The organism is Streptomyces sp. SudanB52_2052, assembly GCF_964272415.1.
GTDB lineage: Bacteria > Actinomycetota > Actinomycetes > Streptomycetales > Streptomycetaceae > Streptomyces > Streptomyces olindensis.
This window is the reverse complement of the sequence record NZ_OZ186796.1, coordinates 5,935,946-5,950,322: the sequence shown is the minus strand read 5'-3', so window position 1 is coordinate 5,950,322 and position 14,377 is coordinate 5,935,946. Positions and strand designations below refer to the sequence as shown.

Genomic DNA, 14,377 nt, shown 5'->3' with positions numbered 1-14,377 from the left:
CATGAAACTCACCGTGGTCGGCGGAGGCTCGACCTACACCCCCGAACTCGTGGACGGCTTCGCCCGCCTGAGGGACACCCTGCCCGTCGAGGAACTCGTCCTGATGGACCCGGCGCAGGACCGCCTGGACCTCGTCGGCGGCCTCGCCCGCCGCATCCTCACCCGCCAGGGCCACCCCGGCCGGATCACCACCACCACCGACCTCGACGCGGCGGTGGACGGCGCGGACGCGGTCCTCCTGCAACTGCGCGTGGGCGGCCAGGCGGCCCGGGAACAGGACGAGACGTGGCCCCTGGAGTGCGGCTGCGTGGGACAGGAGACCACCGGCGCCGGAGGCCTGGCGAAGGCGCTGCGCACGGTCCCGGTCGTCCTGGACATCGCGGACCGCGTCCGCCGCACCAACCCCCGTGCCTGGATCATCGACTTCACCAACCCGGTCGGCATCGTGACCCGTGCCCTGCTCCAGGAGGGCCACAAGGCGATCGGCCTGTGCAACGTGGCGATCGGCCTGCAACGCAAGTTCGCCGGCCTGCTGGGCGTCGCGCCCACCGACCTCCACCTGGACCACGTGGGCCTCAACCACCTCACCTGGGAGACGGCGGTACGCCTGGGCGGCCCGGAGGGCGAGGACGTCCTCCCGAAACTGCTGACCGCCCACGGCGACACGATCGCGGCCGACCTCCGCCTCCCCCGCCCCCTGCTCGACACGCTGGGCGTGATCCCCTCCTACTACCTGCGCTACTACTACGCGCACGACGAGGTCGTACGCGACCTCAGGACGAAACCGTCCCGGGCGGCCGAAGTGGCCGACATGGAACGGCGTCTGCTGGCGATGTACGCCGACCCGGCCCTGGACGTAAAGCCGGACCTGCTCGCCAAGCGGGGCGGCGCCTACTACTCGGAGGCGGCGGTGGACCTGGCGGCGTCCCTGCTGGGCAACGCGGGTACTCCGTACCAGGTGGTGAACACGCGCAACGCCGGCACGCTCCCCTTCCTCCCCGACGACGCGGTGATCGAGGTCCAGGCGGCGGTGGGCCCCAAGGGCGCCTCCCCTCTCCCCGTCCACCCCGTGGACCCCCTCTACGCGGGCCTGATGGCCAACGTCACGGCCTACGAGCACCTGGCCCTCGAAGCCGCCCTGCACGGCGGCCGGGACCGCGTCTTCCGCGCCCTGCTCTCCCACCCCCTCATCGCCCAGCACGCGTACGCCGAGACGCTCACCGACCGACTCATCGCACACAACCGGGAGCACCTCGCGTGGGCCTGACCGCACGTGTCCTCGCGATCGACGCGGGCAACAGCAAGACGGACGTCGCGATCGTGACGGCGGACGGAGACGTCCTGGCCACGGCACGCGGGGGCGGCTTCCGTCCCCCGGCCGTGGGCCTCGACACGGCGATGGAGAACCTCGCCGCCCCGGTCACCCAGGCTCTCACCACCGCCGGGACCACCTCGGTCACCCACGTCTCCGCCTGCCTCGCCAACGCCGACTTCCCCGTCGAGGAGGACCAGTTGGCGGCGGCCCTGCGGGCACGCGGCTGGGGCACGACGGTGACGGTCCGCAACGACACCTTCGCCATCCTCCGGGCCGGTGTCACCGAACCCCGGGGGGTCGCGGTCGTCTGCGGCGCGGGCATCAACTGTGTGGGCATGCGCCCCGACGGCCGCACCGCCCGCTTCCCGGCACTCGGCAGGGTCTCCGGCGACTGGGGCGGCGGCTGGGGCCTGTCCGAGGAGGCCCTGTGGCACGCGTCGCGCGCGGAGGACGGCCGCGGCGCCCCCACGGCCCTCGCCGACACCCTCCCCGCCCACTTCGGCCTGCCCTCCATGTACGCCCTCATCGAGGCCCTGCACCTGGGGCACATCCCACCGCCCCGACGCCACGAACTGACTCCGGTCCTGTTCGCCACGGCCGCCGACGGCGACACGATCGCCCGCGCGATCGTGGAACGCCAGGCCGAAGAGGTCGTCTCCATGGCGGTGGTGGCCCTGACCCGCCTGGACCTCCTGACCGAGGAGACCCCCGTCCTCCTGGGCGGCGGCGTCCTGGCAGCGCGGCACCCCCAACTCAACGACCACATCGCACACCTCCTCACGGACCGGGCGCCGAAGGCGACACCGCGGGTGGTGACGGCGAGTCCGGTACTGGGGGCGGCGTTGCTGGGGCTGGACAGGGTGGGGGCCGGGAAGGGGGCGCAGAAGAGGTTGCGCAGGCACTTCGGCGCCTAGAACAGGCCCGCAGCGGTTGGCGCGTCAACGAACAGTCAGTCGGCACGCAAGTCGATCGTGCCGTTCCGAGGACGGACACCCCCCGGCGCGGCCCCAACCCACCACCGGCGCAGGCGAAGACGCGCACCCCCACGGGAACCGAACCCCCTCCCCCGACGTGTTCCTACAAGCGGTGTTGCTGCACGCTGCGATCCGATCAAGATCGAGGCAAGGCCGGTGCGGATGTCGGTCCCGGCAGCGATACTTGCGGCGACGGATGACCATGGGGGAGGTCACAGTGACATACCCGCCGAAGAGCAGCGCACCACCACCGGGCCCCAACCTGCCCACCCTCCCGGCCGTACCCGCCCAACCAGCCCCACCGGCCCCGGCACCCACCGGCACCGGCACCGGCACCGGCAGCAGCCCCACCCCGCCCCCCACCCCTCGCCGCCGCACCGCCTTCGCCGAGGGCTTCGACCAACTCCGCGCCGCGGCCACCACCGAACCCGGCCGCCTCCGCATCATCGGCGCCCTCCTCGCCCTCCTCGTCATCGCCTTCGGCTCCGTCACCGCCTGGCAGATGACCGCCCGCGCGACCGCCGCCGACGACGTCCTCACCAGCAGCCAGCCCCTCAGCTCGGACGCGGCCGACATCTACCGCTCCCTCGCGGACGCCAACACCGCCGCCTCCAGCGGCTTCCTCGCCGGCGGCCAGGAGACGGCCGCCACCCGCGACCGCTACGAGAAGGACATCCGCACGGCCGCCGAGAAACTCGTCAACGCCGCCGCCAACGCCGACCCGGACTCCCCGTCCACCGCGACGATCGCCAAGCTCAACCGGCTCCTCCCGGAGTACAAGGGCCTGGTCGAACGCGCCCGCACCTACAACCGCCAGGGCTTCCCCGTCGGCGGCGCCTACCTCCGCTACGCCAACGAGAAGATGCAGCAGCAGATGCTCCCGGCGGCGGAGGACCTGTACAAGAAGGAGAACCAGCGCCTGAGGGCGGACTACGCGGACGCCACGCCCTACCCCTGGGCGGCCATCGCCCTCGGCGTCGCCGCCCTCGCCGCCCTCGCCTGGGCCCAGCACCGCACGTACCAGCGGACGAACCGGGTCCTCAACCACGGTCTGGTCGCCGCCACGGCGACGGCGACGGTCGTCCTGCTGTGGCTGGTCGTCGGCCACAGCGTCGCCCGCGCCGGCCTGAACGACTCCTACGACCACGGCGTCCGCTCCCTGAACGTCCTGCACGACGCCCGCATCGCCTCCCTCAAGGCCCGGGGCAACGAGAACCTGACGCTGGTGGCCCGCGGCGCCGAGACGAAGAAGGTCGGCGACGAGACGTACGACGCCTACGACTACGACTTCGGCACGGACATCAAGGCCCTCGGCCGGCACCTGGCGGCGGCCGGGAAGCTCGCCGACGACACCTCCGGCGAACAGCCGGTCACCGCCGCCGTCGGCAACATGAAGGAGTGGCAGAAGCGCCACACCGCGGCCCGCGAGCTGGACGAGAACGGCAACTACCAGCAGGCACTGGACAGGGTCATCGGCCCCAGGGGCGCGACCGGCGAGTGCTTCGACAGCGTCGACAAGAACCTGCACACGGCCCTCGTGCACGAGGAGACCGAGTTCAAACGCGCGGCCGGTGACGGCAGGGACGCCCTGACGGGCCTCGCGGCGGGCGCGGCCGTCCTCGCCGTCCTGGGCGCCGCGGGCGCGGTCCTGGGCATCGGCCGCAGGCTGTCGGAGTACCGATGAACGGACCACGGACGAGAGGAGGCACGACGGTGCGAAGCACTCTCAGGGGCTGGGGCGGAGTGACGGCGATGGCAGTCGTCTGCGCCCTGGTGGCGTTCATCGCCCTGTGCCTCCCCCGGACCGCCGTCACCACGGACGGCCGCGCCGCCACCCGCACCGCCCACACCACCCCCACCGCCCAGACCAAGGCCGACGAGGACTGCGACGACCCGGAGAAGCAGACCCTCGCCCCGTCCTCCGCGGACGGCGACACCATCCAGGCGATCAAGAACCGCGAGGGCGAGAAGCGCAAGCTGATCGTCGGCGTCGACCAGAACAGCTACCGCTGGGGCTACCGCAACCCCAACAGCGGCAGGACCGCGGAGCTCGAAGGCTTCGACATCGATCTGGTGCACCGCATCGCCGAGGACATCCTCGGCGACCCGAACGCGGTCCAGTTCAAGGCGATCCCGACCGACCAGCGCATCCCGGCGATCAAGGACGGCCGCGTGGACATGGTCGTCCGCACCATGACGATCAACTGCGCACGCATCAAGGACGTCGCCTTCTCCGCGCCCTACTTCAAGACGGGCCAGCAGGTCCTGGCGCCCAAGTCCTCGGCCGTGAAGGGCTACGACGACACGCTCGCGAACCGCAGGATCTGCACGGCGGCGGGCTCCACGGCGTACTCGACGCTGGAGGCGGACCAGAAGAAGGGCGAACTCCCGTCCACCACCGACATCTCCACCACCGTCCCGAACCAACTCGACTGCCTGGTGCGGCTCCAGCTCGGCGAGGTCGACGCGGTGGTGACCGACGGCGCGCTCGCCGCGAGCCAGGCGGCACAGGATCCGACGGTCCAGCTCAAGGGTGAGGCCTTCACTGCCGAGTACTACGGCGTGGCGATGAAGAAGGACGCCGACGATCTGGTACGCCGGGTCAACCAGATTCTGGTGGACTACCGCGGAGACACGGCGAACGGCTGGCAGGCGTCGTACGACAAATGGCTGTCGGCAACACTGGGCAAGGATGCGAAGAAGTCGGAACCCCCGGCACCGGAGTACCTCCGCAGGACCTGAACAACGGGACGGACCGACCCCCCAACCGGCACAACCGCAGCGAGAGGTGATCGATGGGCGTCACGGGATCCACCGGGCCGGTGATGGACCGGGACGAGGTGGACCGTGCGCTGGCGCGGCTCGGCGCGGAGCACGAGGCGATAGAGACCTCGCTCCTCGCCCTCCAGGACCACGCGGGCCGCAGACTCCTGGAGGGCGCCGAGCTCACCGGTGTCACCCGGGAGCGCTGGACGTCGACGGAGGCGTCGATCACGCTGCTGTGGACGTACTTCGACGCGTACACGGACGCGCTGCGCACCGCCCGCGAGATCCGGGCCCGCCGCCGCTGGTCCAGCCGCGAGGACCTGGTGGAGCTGACGGAGCTGCTCAGCGGCGAGTCCGTCACGATCGCGGGCAGCGCCACCGCGACGGCCAACGCCCCGACGCTCAACGGCACTCCGAACAAGCTCAGCGAGCGCTACTCGCTCTCCGCGCTCGTCGACCGGATGAACGAGCTGTACGCCACGAGCCTGGACATGGTGGTCGCCGCGGACGCGGTCTGGTCGGCGCTGCCGGCCCGGATCGACCTGCTGGCGGCCGAACTCCAGCGCACCCGCCGGCTCGCGCACTCGGTCGGCGTGCGCCCCGGCGAGCACCCGTCGGGCGACGACCTGGAACGCATCACGCGCACGCTGACGAAGCTGCGCGCGGAGGTCGTGTCGGACCCGCTGGCGTTCTGGGTCCCGGCCGAGGGCAGTTCGGCGCCGGGCGGCGGCCGGCCGGACACGACGGTGTACGACCGTGAGGCGCGCGCCCTGGAGGACGTGCGCCGGGAGATCGATGCGGTGCTGACGGTGCGTCAGGACGCCGAGAAGCGGATCGTCAAGCTTCGGGACGTCCTCAGCCGCGCGGACCGTACGCTCGCCGAGGCGCGCACCGCCCGCGGCGAGGTCCTCGCGAAGATCGCCGCGACGGAGGTGCCGGTCGTCAGCGGACCGCCGACCGCGCTCCAGGAGCAGCTGGCGGCGGCCGCGGAGTACCGCCGCCAGGCGCAGTGGCACCGGCTGTCCCCGCTGCTGGAGTCGCTGGAGCAGAAGGCCGAGGACGAACTGCTGCGCGCCCGCGAGTCGTTGACCGCGGTCACCGCGCCCCTCGCGGTCCGCGCCGAGCTGCGCGGCCGGCTCGACGCGTACAAGGCGAAGGTCGCCCGGCACGGCTTCGCGGAGGACGCCCTGCTGGTGGAGCGCTACGAGAAGGCGCGCCGCATGCTGTGGAGCGCCCCCTGCGACCTGCGCGCGGCCGAACAGGCCGTGCTGCGCTACCAGCAGGCGGCCGCGGAACTGCTCGGCGGTCCACGGGTGCCGGACCAGGGCGCCGTGGAGGACGACCGGAGGGGGCCGGGCGCATGAGCGACAAGGGGGAGTCCATGAGTCAGGCACCGCAGCAACCACCCGGCCCGTCACCCAGCGGCTGCCAGCGCCCCACCTGCGACGGCAGCTACGAGGACGTGGGCGGCGGCGAGCTGTACTGCGACACCTGCGGCCTCGCCCCGGTCGTCGCGGCTGGGGGTCCCCCCTCCGGGGGAGGCATGGTCGGCTCACCCCCCACCGGCATCACCGCCGGGGGCGGGGCCGGCTCGGGCGGCAGCGGCAGCTCCCGCTCAGGCAGCCGTGGCTCCTCCCGTACGTCGTCGCAGTCGTCGAAGTCGCGCCGCTCGGTGTCGGGGCGCCTCTCGCGCTCCCTGTCGGGCAAGTCGACGGGCCGCTCGGTGTCGGTGCGCAGCTCCGGTTCCGCCGCCGGTTCCGCGTCCCGGGGGCGGCTGGGCGCCGGGCTGGTCCAGGTCCCGCCGATCCCGCGGCCCGACCCGCGGGCGATGGTCCTGGACCACCCCGAGGTGCCCGAGCGGAAGCGGTTCTGCTCGCGCTCGGACTGCGGCGCTCCGGTGGGCCGGGCGCGCGGCGACCGGCCGGGCCGTACGGAGGGCTTCTGCACCAAGTGCGGGCACCCGTACTCGTTCGTGCCGAAGCTGAAGGCCGGGGACGTGGTGCACGGCCAGTACGAGGTGGTCGGCTGCCTCGCGCACGGCGGTCTCGGCTGGATCTACCTCGCCGTCGACCGGGCGGTCTCGGACCGCTGGGTGGTCCTCAAGGGCCTGTTGGACACGGGCGACCAGGACGCGATGGCCGCGGCGATCTCCGAGCGGCGCTTCCTCGCGGAGATCGAGCACGCCAACATCGTGCGGATCTACAACTTCGTGGAGCACCTGGACCAGCGCACGGGTTCGCTCGACGGCTACATCGTCATGGAGTACGTCGGCGGCAAGTCCCTGAAGGAGATCGCCAACGCCCGCCGCACCCCGGAGGGCCGGCGCGACCCGCTGCCGGTGGAGCAGGCCTGCGCGTACGGCATCGAGGCGCTGGAGGCGCTCGGCCACCTGCACAGCCGGAACCTGCTCTACTGCGACTTCAAGGTCGACAACGCGATCCAGACCGAGGACCAGCTGAAGCTGATCGACATGGGCGCCGTGCGCAGGATGGACGACGAGGAGTCGGCCATCTACGGCACGGTCGGCTACCAGGCGCCGGAGGTGGCGGAGGCGGGCCCGTCGGTGGCGAGCGACCTCTACACCGTCGCCCGCACCCTCGCCGTCCTCACCTTCGACTTCCAGGGCTACACGAACGTCTACGCGGACTCCCTGCCCGACCCGGACCACATCGAGGTCTTCCGGCAGTACGAGTCGTTCTACCGCCTCCTGGTCCGCGCCACGGACCCCGACCCGGCCCGCCGGTTCGCCTCCGCGCAGGAGATGACCGAGCAGCTCACGGGCGTCCTGCGGGAGGTCGTCTCCCTCCAGTCGGGCCGCGCCCGGCCGGCCCTGTCCACGCTGTTCGGCCCGGAGCTGCGGGTCACGGACACGGAGCTGTTCCCGAAGCCCGACGGGGAGGTGTCGCGGCTCGGCGCGCGGGCGGTCCGCACCCGGCGCCGCGCCCCCGCCCTGCCCGCCGCCGCGGCCCAGCCGCAGCACCCCGGCACCGTCCACGGCCTCGTCAAACCCGTCGACACCTCCGCCGCCGCCCTGGCCCTGCCCGTCCCGCGGGTCGACCCGACCGACCCCAACGCGGGTTTCCTGGCGGGCCTGATGACCTCCGCCCCGGCCGAGCTGCTCGGCGCCCTCGCGGCGGCTCCGACCCCGTCGGTCGAGACGCGGCTGCGGCAGATCCGGGCCTGGCTGGAGACGGGCGATCCGGCCGCCGCGCTGCAGGCCCTGGTCCGGCTGGAGGGTGAACGGCCCGACGACTGGCGCGTGGTCTGGTACCGGGGCGTGGCCGCGCTGGTGACCGGCGACGACGAGGGCGCCGCCCTCGCCTTCGACGCGATCTACGACGCCTTCCCGGGCGAGATCGCGCCCAAGCTGGCGCTGGGCCTGTGCGCGGAGGTGCTGGGCCAGCTCGACAACGCCGCCGAGTACTACCGGCTGGTGTGGTCGACGGACCCGAGCCATGTGAGCGCCGCGTTCGGGCTGGCCCGCGTACAGCTGGCGACCGGGGACCGGCGCAGTGCCGTACGGACGCTGGAGTCGGTCCCGGAGTCCTCCATCCACTACACGGCCGCCCGCGTGGCGGCGGTCCGGGCGCGGCTGCGGCAGCGCACGGCGACGTCTTCCGACGTACCGTTCCTGGAGGACCTGACGGCCGCCGCGGCGCAGGTCGAGGCGCTGGATGCGTACGGTCTGGATCCGGCGCGCCGGGAGCAGTTGTCGGCCGAAGTCCTCGGCTGCGCGCTGGACTGGGTACTCTCCGGGGGCCAGGGTTCCGCCCCTCCCGCCGCCGGAGGACGGACGCTGCTCGGCAGCGGCCTGGACGAACGGGGCCTGCGCTTCGGCCTGGAGCGTTCGTACCGCACGCTGGCCAGGCTGGCGCGGGGCGGCGAGGAGAGGATCGACCTGGTGGAACGTGCCAATCGTTACCGCCCCCGGACGTGGGTGTAGTTGATGTCGCAGATGCCCCAGTTGTCCGCCTGCCCGAGTTGCGAGGAACCCCTCGAATCGGGTGACCGTTTCTGCGGCGCGTGCGGATACGACCTGTCCGCCGTGCCGGCACGGCCTCAGGACAACCCGACCATCACCATGAACGGCTCGGTGCCCGTCCAGGGCGTTCCGGCCGGTGTGTATCCCGAGCCCCCGGCGGCGCCGCCCGCCGGCGCGCCCTGGCCCGGCCCCGGGCCGGACGGCTCGGGCGCCCCGGGCGCGGCGCACCTGCCGACGGACCTCTCGGGCACGGGCCCGGGCGGCTCCGCGCTGCCGCCGAACGCACTGCCGCCGAACACCCCGCCGCCCCCGGCCGCCCCGCCGGCCCCGGCCGCGGGTGTGCGGTTCGACCGGCCGCCGCAGCCCGACGGGTACGCGACGCCGGCCGAGGCGTACCGGACCCAGCCCGACGAGTACCCCCTCCAGGCGCCGGACCCCCGGGTGTCCGCCGAGCCCGCCGCCCCGGCCGCGGGCACCGGCGGCAAGGTCTGCGTGGCCTGCCGAGCCGGCCGCGTGGACGACGACGGCTACTGCGAGAACTGCGGCCACGCCCAGCCGCGCGAACGGGACCACATGGAGCAGGAGTCCGGCCCGGTGGCCGCGGTCAGCGACCGCGGCCTGCGCCACCACCGCAACGAGGACGCGTTCGCCATCGGCACCACCGCGCTGCCCGACGGCTCCCCCGCCTCCGTGGCGATCGTCTGCGACGGCGTCTCCTCGGCGACCCGCCCCGACGACGCCTCCGCGGCGGCGGCCAGGGCGGCGAGCGAGACCCTGCTGGCCGCGCTGCCGCGCGGTGTCCACCCGCAGCAGGCGATGCACGACGCGATCGTCGCCGCCTCGCGCGCCGTCAACTCGCTCGCCGAGGAGCCCGCCACGGCCCGCGAGCACGCCCCGCACCAGAACGCCCCGGCGTGCACGATCGTCGGCTCGGTGGTGACGTCGGGCCTGCTGATCGTCGGCTGGGTCGGCGACAGCCGCGCCTACTGGGTCCCGGTCGACCGGAGCGCTCCCCCCGCCCGGCTCACCGAGGACGACTCCTGGGCCGCGCAGATGGTCGCCGCGGGCCTGATGAACGAGGCCGAGGCCTACGCCGACGAGCGTGCCCACGCGATCACCGGCTGGCTCGGCGCGGACGCCTACGAACTGGAGCCGCACACCGCCGCTTTCAAGCCGGACCGGCCGGGCGTGGTCGTCGTCTGCACGGACGGCCTGTGGAACTACGCCGAGGCGGCGGAGGAAATGGCCCGGGTCGTTCCGCTCGACGCCGCCACGCACCCGCTGCACAGCGCCCGGGTGCTCGTCGGCCACGCCCTGGACGGCGGGGGCCACGACAACGTAACAGTGGCGCTCGTGCCGTTCCCGGCCGTGCCCCAGGGGGCAGGATCGGCCTGAGGCCACGTACGGGGACGCCTCGGCGGACCGGAGGGGACCGGTCCGCTCCACTGTCATCACCCCGCCGCGGTGGGGGCTTTGGAGGGGGATCGAAGCAGCCATGGCCAATTTCTCGAAGTCGAATGTGCCCCGGTTCTCGGTGGACGTGTACCAGAACGAGTACCTGCCGGAGGGCGCCGGCGAGGTCAACGCCATCGTCACGGTGACGGCGACCGGCGGCGGCACGGTCGGCAGCGCGGTCGCGGCGCCCCACCTCTACTCGCCCGGCCAGGGCCCGTCCGCGGCCGTGGCGCTCATGGTCGACTGCTCGGGGTCGATGGACTACCCGCCGACCAAGATGCGCAACGCCCGCGACGCCACGGCCGCGGCGATCGACACCCTGCGCGACGGCGTCCACTTCGCGGTGATCGGCGGGACGCACGAGGCCAAGGAGGTCTACCCGGGCGGCGGACGCCTCGCGGTCGCCGACGCCACCACCCGCGAGCAGGCCAAGCGGGCGCTGCGGTCGCTCAGCGCGGGCGGCGGCACGGCCATCGGCACCTGGCTGAAACTCGCCGACCGTCTGCTGTCCTCCGCGGACGTCGCCATCCGGCACGGCATCCTGCTCACCGACGGCCGCAACGAGCACGAGTCGCCCCAGGACCTGAAGGCCGCGCTCGACGCGTGCGCCGGGCGCTTCACGTGCGACGCGCGCGGCGTGGGCACCGACTGGGAAGTGAAAGAAGTCACAGGGATCGCCTCCGCCCTGCTCGGCACGGCCGACATCGTCGCCGATCCGGCCGGGCTCGCCGCCGACTTCACGCGGATGATGGAGACGGCGATGGGCAAGGAGGTCGCGGACGTCTCCCTGCGGCTGTGGACCCCGGTCGACACGACTGTGAGGTTCGTCAAGCAGGTCGCGCCCACGGTCGAGGAACTGACCGACCGGCGCACCGAGGCGGGCCCGCGCGCGGGCGACTACCCCCTTGGCTCCTGGGGAGACGAGTCCCGTGACTACCACGTCTGCGTGGAGGTCCCGGCCGCGAACATCGGCCAGGAGATGCTGGCGGCCCGGATCTCGCTGGTCATCCCGCAGCCCGACGGCAGCGTCCAGAACCTCGGAGCGCAGGGCCTGGTGCGGGCCGTGTGGACGGACGACATGGTCGCCTCGACATCGATCAACCCCCAGGTCGCCCACTACACCGGCCAGGCCGAACTGGCACAAGCCATCCAACAAGGTCTGGATCTCCGCAAGTCGGGAGATATCGATGGAGCAACGGCCAAACTGGGCAGGGCCGTTCAGCTCGCGAGTGCGTCCGGGAACGCCGATACTGCGAAACTGCTTGCGAAGGTGGTGGACGTGGTCGATGCCGCGACCGGTACTGTGCGACTGAAGGCGAAGGTCGAGGAGGCCGACGAGATGACGCTCGAGACCCGGTCCACCAAGACTGTTCGCGTGAAGAAGTGAACCAGAGCAGCGGCCTGGAGCAGTGGCCCAGAGCTGCGGCCCAGTAGGAACGAAGGAGGGACGCGCCGACATGCCGACCTGCCCGAACGGACACCAGTCGGGTTCCGACGACTGGTGCGAGGTCTGCGGTCACCGCATGGCGGGTGCCGTGCCTCCGCCTCCTCCCCCGCCGCCCCCGCCCGGCGGTGGCTACGGCTTCCCGCCCCCCGCCGGCCCGGGCGGCCCCGGTGGCCCTCCCGGCGGCCCGGGCGGGCGCCCGCCGCACCTGTCCGCCGTACCGAACGCCGAGCCGGAGCTCTGCCCGCAGTGCCGTACGCCCCGTGAGGGCGGTGCCCCGTTCTGCGAGGAGTGCCGGTGGAACTTCCTGACGAACACGGCGACCTCGTACACCCCCGCCGCTCCGCCCCCGCCCGGCCCGGGCGGGCGTTTCCAGCCGCCGGGCCAGCCCGGCCCGTCGTACGGCGGCGGTGACGCGTACGACTACCAGAGCTCCCGCCCGTCGCAGGTGAACCGCCCGGCCGAGCCCATCCCGCCGTTCGGCGGCGGCCCCTCGGGCCCGCCCCACCAGGGCGGCGGCGCTCCCGGCCCCGGCGGTCCCGCGGGGCGTGAGTTTCCTCCCGGCCCGGGTGGCCCCGGCGGTCCGCCCGGATTCGGCCCCGACCCGTCCCGGCCGGTCCCCCCGCCGCCCGGCCCCGGTGGGCCTGGTGGTCCCGGTGGGCCCGGCGGACCCGGTGCGCCTGGCGGACACGGTGGTCCCGGTGGCCCCGGCGGTGCTCCGCAGGGCTTCCAGCAGGCCGGCCCGCCGGCCCCGCCCGGATTCCCGCAGGAGACCCGGCGGCCGCCGCAGCAGGGCGGTCCGTTCGGCGGCGGTGACGACGACTGGGTGATCTCCCCGCCGTCGTCCACCGGCCCGGGCGGCCATGGCGGGCCCGGCCCCGGCCAGGGCGGCGGCTACGGCTACCCGCAGCCCGGCGCGACGCAGGCCCCGCCCGGCCCCGGCGGCTTCCCGCAGCAGCCCCAGGCGCCGCAGGGACCGGCGACGTGGACCGCGACCATCGGCCCGGACCGCGACTACTTCATGGCGATGATGCAGCGTTCCGGCCCCGAGGCCGCGGGCCTGAACCTGCCGGCGTACTCGCCCGAGCAGCAGCGCACGCTCACCGGCAACCAGATCACGATCGGCCGCCGCCGGCACTCCACCGGCGACACCCCCGACATCGACCTGTCGGTGCCGCCGGAGGACCCGGGCGTCTCGCACCAGCACGCGGTGCTGGTCCAGCAGCCGGACGGCAGCTGGGCGGTCGTCGACCAGAACTCGACGAACGGCACGACGGTCAACGGCTCGGAGGAGCCGATCCAGCCGTTCGTGCCCGTGCCGCTGCAGGACGGCGACCGGGTGCACGTGGGCGCCTGGACGACGATCACGATCCGCCGCGGCTGAGTCCGGCCGGGCCGGTCGGCCCGGCCGGCCGAGTCAGGAGTCGGTTCTCGTCAGGACGGGAGGGGCCAGGCGTACGGCCCCTCCGGGTCGTCCAGCCAGGCCCACTCCCGCTCGCCGCTTACCGTGATGCCGTAGCGCTCGCGCTGCGGCCTGCCCTCCTGCTCCCACAGCGCGACGGCCTCCTGCGGGTCGAGGCTGCCGCGGGTCAGGGCCAGCAGGAAGCGGAACAGGTCGTCCTCCCTGGCCCGGCGCGGCACCCCGCCCAGCTGGACCGGCTCGCCCCCGGGCCGGCTCGCGCCGCGCAGCGGCACGAAGTAGGCGGGCGTGTGCAGGAACCGCCCCTCGGCGTGCCCGGCGTCGCTCACCGTCAGTACGACGAGGCCGGTGGCGAGCGGGATGAGGATCCGGCCGCCCGGGCGGCTCTGCGCGAGCCAGGCGCGCGGCACGGTGCCAAGGGCGCAGGTGGCGATGATCCGGTCGAACGGGGCGCGCTCGGGCACGCCCCGGGCGCCGTCGCCGGTGACGACGACCGGGTGGTACCCGGCCGCGGCCAGGTGCCGGCGAGCCGACTCGGTGATCTCCGGGTCGAGATCGACGGTGGTGACCTTGTCGTCGCCCAGCCGGTGCGCGAGCAGCGCGGCGTTGTAGCCGGTGCCGGCGCCGATCTCCAGGACGGTATGGCCGTCCGCGACCTCCAGCGCGGCCAGCATGTCCGCCATCAGCGACGGCTGACTGCTGGAGGACAGCAGCTCGCCGTCGCGCAGCCGGGTCGCCAGCGGGGTGTCCTCGTAGGCGCCGCGCACCCACCGCTCCCGCGCCTCGCGCTCGGGGCTCTCGCCCCAGCGGCGTTCGTAGCCGCCGACGACGCCGACGTAGTAGTACGGCACGAACAGATGGCGCGGGACCGCGGCGAACGCCTCCCGCCACACCGGGTCGGCGGCCCAGGCACCGCTCGCGTCGATCCGGCGTACCAGCGCCGCCCGCGCGGAGGCGGCGAGATCGTCCAGTTCCCTGTCGGGAGCATGCCCGCCCATACCCCCACACTAAGGGCACGGGC

At 73.7% G+C, this 14,377-nt stretch carries 10 protein-coding genes; 9 read left to right on the top strand and 1 reads right to left on the bottom strand.

Going from position 1 to position 14,377, the window contains the following annotated elements; translation table 11 throughout:
- The first annotated feature begins 1 nt into the window (after position 1).
- The 9 genes from ACSUPV_RS26635 (at position 2) to ACSUPV_RS26595 (ending at position 13,320) form a co-directional block, all read left to right on the top strand.
- A complete protein-coding gene (locus tag ACSUPV_RS26635) occupies positions 2 to 1,267 on the top strand; it encodes a 6-phospho-beta-glucosidase (protein ID WP_031120808.1) in 1,266 nt (421 codons plus the stop codon).
- Positions 1,258 to 2,229, top strand: coding sequence for an N-acetylglucosamine kinase (locus ACSUPV_RS26630; RefSeq protein WP_359794957.1), 972 nt, complete (start codon positions 1,258 to 1,260; stop codon positions 2,227 to 2,229). The genes ACSUPV_RS26635 and ACSUPV_RS26630 overlap by 10 nt, the downstream gene beginning before the upstream one ends.
- A gap of 277 nt (positions 2,230 to 2,506) precedes the next feature.
- A complete protein-coding gene (locus ACSUPV_RS26625) occupies positions 2,507 to 3,973 on the top strand; it encodes a hypothetical protein (RefSeq protein ID WP_436948703.1) in 1,467 nt (488 codons plus the stop codon).
- On the top strand, positions 3,970 to 5,031 hold the full coding sequence (locus ACSUPV_RS26620) for a glutamate ABC transporter substrate-binding protein (RefSeq protein ID WP_436948702.1): 1,062 nt from the start codon (positions 3,970 to 3,972) through the stop codon (positions 5,029 to 5,031). Before ACSUPV_RS26625 ends, ACSUPV_RS26620 begins: the two co-directional genes overlap by 4 nt.
- Positions 5,032 to 5,084: 53 nt before the next feature.
- On the top strand, positions 5,085 to 6,419 hold the full coding sequence (locus tag ACSUPV_RS26615; protein ID WP_037767631.1) for a hypothetical protein: 1,335 nt from the start codon (positions 5,085 to 5,087) through the stop codon (positions 6,417 to 6,419).
- Between the two features lie 17 nt (positions 6,420 to 6,436).
- Positions 6,437 to 8,998 (top strand): tetratricopeptide repeat protein, encoded by a 2,562-nt coding sequence (locus ACSUPV_RS26610; RefSeq protein ID WP_436948701.1) that lies wholly within the window; start codon positions 6,437 to 6,439, stop codon positions 8,996 to 8,998.
- 3 nt (positions 8,999 to 9,001) lie between these two features.
- Entirely contained in the window at positions 9,002 to 10,432 is a 1,431-nt protein-coding gene (locus ACSUPV_RS26605) for a PP2C family serine/threonine-protein phosphatase (protein ID WP_436948700.1), read from the top strand.
- Between the two features lie 100 nt (positions 10,433 to 10,532).
- A complete protein-coding gene (locus ACSUPV_RS26600) occupies positions 10,533 to 11,879 on the top strand; it encodes a vWA domain-containing protein (RefSeq protein WP_436948699.1) in 1,347 nt (448 codons plus the stop codon).
- Between the two features lie 70 nt (positions 11,880 to 11,949).
- Complete coding sequence (locus ACSUPV_RS26595) at positions 11,950 to 13,320, top strand: FHA domain-containing protein (protein WP_436948698.1); 1,371 nt, start codon at positions 11,950 to 11,952, stop codon at positions 13,318 to 13,320.
- Positions 13,321 to 13,370: 50 nt separating this feature from the next.
- On the opposite strand, the gene ACSUPV_RS26590 is transcribed toward ACSUPV_RS26595, so the two are convergent.
- Complete coding sequence (locus ACSUPV_RS26590; protein WP_037765908.1) at positions 13,371 to 14,354, bottom strand: methyltransferase domain-containing protein; 984 nt, start codon at positions 14,352 to 14,354, stop codon at positions 13,371 to 13,373.
- Positions 14,355 to 14,377 lie beyond the last annotated feature (23 nt).